General features: G+C 42.7%; 4 protein-coding genes and 1 tRNA gene. 2 read left to right on the forward strand and 3 right to left on the reverse strand.

From position 1 onward, the window contains the following. Positions 1 to 107 precede the first annotated feature (107 nt). The gene (gene ald / locus AB4653_RS11165; RefSeq protein WP_009848856.1) at positions 108 to 1232 is read left to right on the forward strand and encodes an alanine dehydrogenase; all 1125 of its coding nucleotides are present in this window, start codon (positions 108 to 110) and stop codon (positions 1230 to 1232) included. A gap of 191 nt (positions 1233 to 1423) precedes the next feature. Here the strand turns inward: ald and AB4653_RS11170 are convergent, their stop codons facing one another. Beyond that, positions 1424 to 2626, reverse strand: a complete 1203-nt coding sequence (locus tag AB4653_RS11170; protein ID WP_102257829.1) for a methyltransferase — start codon at positions 2624 to 2626, stop codon at positions 1424 to 1426. Positions 2627 to 2795: 169 nt separating this feature from the next. After that, on the reverse strand, positions 2796 to 3770 hold the full coding sequence (gene cysB, locus AB4653_RS11175; protein ID WP_009848858.1) for an HTH-type transcriptional regulator CysB: 975 nt from the start codon (positions 3768 to 3770) through the stop codon (positions 2796 to 2798). A 322-nt stretch (positions 3771 to 4092) separates the two neighbouring features. Between cysB and AB4653_RS11180 the strand changes: the two genes are divergently transcribed. Beyond that, entirely contained in the window at positions 4093 to 4857 is a 765-nt protein-coding gene (locus AB4653_RS11180; protein ID WP_009848859.1) for a hypothetical protein, read from the forward strand. Between the two features lie 725 nt (positions 4858 to 5582). Here the strand turns inward: AB4653_RS11180 and AB4653_RS11185 are convergent. Next, a tRNA-Trp gene (locus tag AB4653_RS11185) sits at positions 5583 to 5659 on the reverse strand. Between the last annotated feature and the right edge of the window lies 1 nt (position 5660).

Consider the following 5660-nt stretch of genomic DNA (forward strand, 5'->3'; position numbering starts at 1 on the left):
TTAATATTCAGTATCAAATTTTACTTAAACATATCTATACTAGATATTAATTCGACAGAATTACCCTACACATAGATAAAACAACCAAAATAAAATGAGGAGTCAGGATGATCATTGGCGTACCTAAGGAAATCAAGAACCACGAATACCGCGTTGGTATGACCCCAGCTAGCGTGAGAGAACTAATCTCACACGGCCACCAAGTTTTTGTAGAAACCAATGCCGGTAATGGTATCGGTTTTTCAGACGATGATTACATCGCTGTAGGCGCATCCATTCTTCCTACTGCTGCTGACGTTTTCGCGAAAGCAGAAATGATTGTAAAGGTTAAAGAACCTCAAGCTGTCGAGCGAGCTATGCTTCGCGAAGGGCAAATATTATTTACCTATTTACACCTTGCACCAGATTTTCCACAAACTGAAGAGCTGATCAAGAGCAAAGCTGTCTGCGTAGCCTATGAGACTGTAACAGATAATATGGGTCGCTTGCCACTATTAGCACCAATGTCTGAAGTCGCTGGTCGCATGTCTATTCAAGCAGGTGCACAAACACTAGAGAAATCTAACGGTGGTTGTGGTCTTCTTCTTGGCGGCGTTCCTGGTGTTGAGCCAGCAAAAGTTGTTGTTGTTGGCGGCGGTGTTGTTGGTGCTAACGCAGCACGTATGGCTGTTGGCCTTCGCGCTGATGTAACCATTCTTGATCGCAACGTAGATACTCTTCGTCGTCTTGATGAAGAATTCCAAGGTCGCGCAAAAGTGGTTTATTCTACTGAAGACGCTATTGAGAAGCATGTTCTAGAAGCTGACCTAGTGATTGGTGCAGTGCTAATCCCAGGCGCAGCCGCTCCTAAACTTGTTACAAAAGATCACATCGCTAAGATGAAGCCAGGTTCAGCGGTTGTTGATGTTGCAATCGACCAAGGTGGTTGTTTTGAAACTTCACATGCAACGACTCACGCCGATCCAACTTACATCGTTGATGACGTAGTTCACTACTGTGTTGCTAACATGCCAGGTGCCGTTGCTCGTACTTCTACTTACGCACTAAACAATGCAACACTTCCTTACATTGTTAAGCTAGCGAACAAAGGTTACCGCGAAGCACTTCTATCTGATGAAGGTTTCCTAGAAGGTCTAAACATAATCCACGGTAAAGTGACTTGTAAAGAAGTTGCAGAAAGCTTTGACCTAGAATACGTAGCGCCTGCAGAAGCAATCGCGATGTTTAACTAATGATGTAATGGCTAACTGAATGCAATAACCTTCTCGTTGAAGCGTTCAGTTAATTCAGACACATTAAACAAAAAGCCAGTACGACATTATGTCGCGCTGGCTTTTTTGTATTTATCATTTTTTTGTATTTATAGCTTTATTTTGCATTCATGATGTTAGATCGTAAAAACACGTACCAGTGCTGTTTACCGCTAGCGCTCGATCTTAACCCCATGAATCAATAGGTTTCTTGGCGTTACACTACGTTCGCAGAACTCTTCAATCGAAGCTTGATAACCTTGTTCTTGCAGATAAATGGCACGATCTAAGGCCAACCATATCTCTAAAGGTCTTCTAAAGACTTGTTGAACTAAACTCAGCTTTTCCATTTCCCAGAAAAGCGCTTCGCCTTGAATTAAATAAGAGTCAAAATCAATATCTGAACCCAGCGATATATCTTTCACTTCAGATGCCCAGCAACAAAATGATTCAAAGCCTTCGGATAGCTCCGATTTCTTGATGCTTGGTACAGGAATGTACTCGTCGACACCAAGCTCACCCTTAAGTAGTTGGCTAAAGCCTAATCGGTAACTCATTTCTAACTGACGGTGCCTTTTTACTCTTTCACCACCAGTGACGGTTTCTTGAAGCGGGATTCTTAAGTCGCTCTTGCTCAACGTTAATGCTGAGCTTTTCGCAACGGATGACATCGCTTGGTAGCTTTCATCGTGAATAAGGTGGTAGCAACATGGAGAAATGGTGACTGCAGGAAGCCCATGTGAAACAGATTTCTTCACTAATTCGACATGAAGGTCACCACAAGCATGAAGAGCAACAGCATGTTGATTTGAGTTAAACACCCTATCTGCATCTTTTGAAAACGCGTCACCTTGAACAAAGTCCATCTCTAGTTTCTGGTCATCTGCAATCTTTTGTCCGCTTTCACACAACGATTGTTGCCATTCAAAGCTAGTGACTTTTTGATCTGATTGCTGAGATAAGATCCGACCGAGAAAGCCTTTGCCAGAACACCATTCAAGCCACTCTTTACCATGATGGTGCTCTAATGAAGCCTCACCCATCGCGACGATTTGTTGCAGCTTTCTGCCGGGAATACCATCGGCAGTACCGCGCGGAAGATCAAGCCCAACTAAAGCCGAATTATCAAACTGGATGTGTTGATTGGCATTCCCTAACTCTGGGAGAAAACGCATAAGTTCCGAAATCAGAACTTGAGGCTGTTCTTTTAGCGTTTGAATGCGTTCAATACTCAAACCATCTAACCAATCGACAAGTGGAAGGTTCACGTCTGTCCATGGCTGATCGTGAGTTTGGCATAGGTGAAAAGGCTCTGAACGCCAGTAAATCTGGTGCTCTAGCAAAAATGAATCGAGTATTTTGAATCGTGAATGCATGCTTCCCCCTATGGTGCGATGATTGTAGGGGTAAGAGGCCTAAATGGAAAGGAAGGTTACAAATTGAGGTTGTATAAAGACAACCTACCAGCAATAAAACCACAAATGAGCTTAAATGAAAACGGCCTGTAAACAGGCCGAATTGGGAATCTAGGTAAGACTATGACCCTTAGCGAACGGGTAAGTCGATGTCTTTAAACATCTCTTCGATCTCTTCATTCGATTTCAAAGAAATAGCTTGCTCAACTACTGGGCGAGTTAAGTGCGGTGCAAAACGCTCCATGAAATCGAACATGTAAGAACGTAAGAAAGTACCCTTTCTAAAGCCAATACTTGTGGTACTCGCACCAAACAAGTGGCTCGCGTCAATAGCAACCAAGTCTGTATCTTGCTCGTGGTCAATCGCCATGCTTGCAATTACACCCACCCCGATCCCCATCCGAACATAAGTTTTAATCACATCAGCATCCGTCGCGGTAAACACAACACGCGGTGTTAAGCCTACTTTGTTAAATGCTGTATCCAGCTCGGAACGGCCAGTAAAACCAAATACATAAGTCACGAGAGAATAAGCGGCAAGATCTTCAATCGAGATATTTCGTTTCTGTGCAAGAGGGTGATCTTTCGTTACCACGATCGAACGGTTCCAATGATAACAAGGCAGCATAATTGCATCTTGATAAAGGTGTAGCGCTTCCGTTGCAATCGCAAAGTTCGCTGTACCCTTAGCTACCGCTTCTGACATCTGGCTTGGCGTACCTTGATGCATGTGAAGCGACACTTTTGGATAACGCGCCGTGAAACCTTTAATAACATCAGGGAGTGCATAACGAGCTTGAGTATGAGTGGTTGAAATATTCAATGTGCCCATCTCAGGATGAGTGTGCTCACCCGCAACCGCTTTAATACTCTCAACACGAGCCAAAATCTCTTGAGAGATACGAATAATATCCTCACCGGCTTGTGTAACCTGAGTTAAATGCTTACCGCTACGCTCAAATATTTGAATGCCTAGCTCGTCTTCAAGTAATCTAACCTGTTTACTTATGCCGGGCTGAGATGTGTACAAACTCTCTGCTGTCGCTGAAACATTTAGGTTATGGTTTAGAACCTCAACAATGTACTTCAGTTGCTGTAACTTCATATCTAACCTCGTAATCCTTTACTCATTTCTGCGCTAACTTATTTGCAAATAGAGCGTTATAGTCTCGTGTAATATAATTAATAGTTATAACGCTTCGAGAACTAAAATGACAGAAATATCGAGCTTTTAAAGCGTAACAAATAAAAACATCACTGACGCTTTGTAAGCCACTCCTCATTCTCACACATTAGTTAGTAAATTTTGATTGCCGATTGCGCTCAACAAGAGATAATCAAAAATTGTAATTTACAAGTGCCTATACACAATGGAATCGTGTATCCTCTCTAGTTAGCTATAGAAAACAATAAGCAGACACAAATATATGAATATTGGTTTAATAATCGCCTTGGTAGCCGTGCTTTTGGTGTTGGTTTTAGGCTACAACATCATGCTTCAATACAAAGTTAAGGTAGAAACAACGAAGAAACAGGAAGCTTCTCGTTATCTAACCATTATAGATGGAACAGAAGAGTTAATTGGCAATGCTCACCACATGCCGTTTAGCCAAGATCTTCTTATATGCTTAAACAATCGAATTCTTGATGCATTAGTTAATATGTATGAACTCGATCCTAAAAATAAGCAGCTTGCCCAACGCATCGAAAGCGTAAAGCAACAAATCACTCAGCTTAAAGAGAACCACCAAGGGGGCGAAAGCACCGCTTTTCGCATGCCTAGTAGTGACAAGCAAGCAATCATGATGCTTAAGCTAGTTAAACGCTTGCGTGACACGGTTCGTAACGAGCACAATAAAGGACGTTTTAATACTCAAGCTTTTGTGGTTGAAAACGCTCGCTTAGAAACAATCCAAATTCGCATCAACATCGAGAATGTTATCAAACGTGCAAATGACTCGATATCTCGTGGACAGCCTGGCACAGCGATTCAACTGTTGCGCAAAGGCATCGATGCATTAGCCACTAAAAACGACGCATACTCCAATCAAGCGAAAGACAAGCTACAACAGATGCTTGACGATCTTGATCAGAAGCGCCTAAATAAAAACGCAGAAGATTTACAGCAGATGGAATCGAAAGAGCGTGAAGATGACATGGATGCTCTATTCGGTCAGAAGAAAAAATGGTAACGCTCTAACTCAACACTTAAAGGCCGCTCTATTTAAATTAGCGGCCTTTTTTGTACCTGTGTCCATCAACAAGCACGCCTCTCTAGCCTACAAGTTGCTCCCTATCTCTGACCACTACTTTAGTCATGATTGCTATCTGCAATCACGACTCTTTGTCGTACCTAACGCTTCCAAACAGGCCAACAAGCAACCACCAGTTTGAGTGCATTCGAGCGAAGATAAACACAAAGTATTTACGGAAATAAATTAAGTAAAGATACATGGCCTTCTTTTCAAGTGAAGTATTGAAAGCATAATAAAGTGTAGAAAGAGAACCACGATCGAAGAGGAATTGTAATTAGAGTAAAGCTTCGCACACCAATGTTCTAGAACCGAAACTTCTCTATAGAACATCTGATGCAGTAGCAAGAAGGGTCTAGTCTTTCTACCGGGGCGTGCAGTCTAGATCCTTAAATATGCCAGAGGAGGACTGAGTCGGCACTCCGGAGATTCAACCAAACTGGTAAGTTAGGAGGACGCCTAGTTCTCCCAACATTGCTTCGAAGAAGCAACAGACGTAAAAAAACCTAGCATTTCTGCTGAGGCTTTGTATGTGGCAGGAGTAGAGGTTTAGACTCCCAACACGCGCTATTTTGGCAAGCCGGAGAATCCGCTGCTTTGCTAATGGCGTATAATTAGCTTCAGAAAGCAAAAAGGCCCTAGCATTTCTGCTAGAGCCTTAAATATGGCAGGGGTGGAGAGATTCGAACTCCCAACACGCGGATTTGGAATCCGCTGCTCTGCCAATTGGAGCTACACCCCTA

The organism is Vibrio sp. 10N.222.48.A3 (assembly GCF_041475345.1).
In the GTDB taxonomy this organism is placed as follows: domain Bacteria; phylum Pseudomonadota; class Gammaproteobacteria; order Enterobacterales; family Vibrionaceae; genus Vibrio; species Vibrio tasmaniensis_A.

Coding starts and splice junctions, on each gene's coding strand:
- AB4653_RS11180 (WP_009848859.1), top strand. CDS start 4,093: ATGAATATTGGTTTAATAATCGCCTTGGTAGCCGTGCTTTTGGTGTTG.
- ald (WP_009848856.1), top strand. CDS start 108: ATGATCATTGGCGTACCTAAGGAAATCAAGAACCACGAATACCGCGTT.
- AB4653_RS11170 (WP_102257829.1), bottom strand. CDS start 2,626: ATGCATTCACGATTCAAAATACTCGATTCATTTTTGCTAGAGCACCAG.
- cysB (WP_009848858.1), bottom strand. CDS start 3,770: ATGAAGTTACAGCAACTGAAGTACATTGTTGAGGTTCTAAACCATAAC.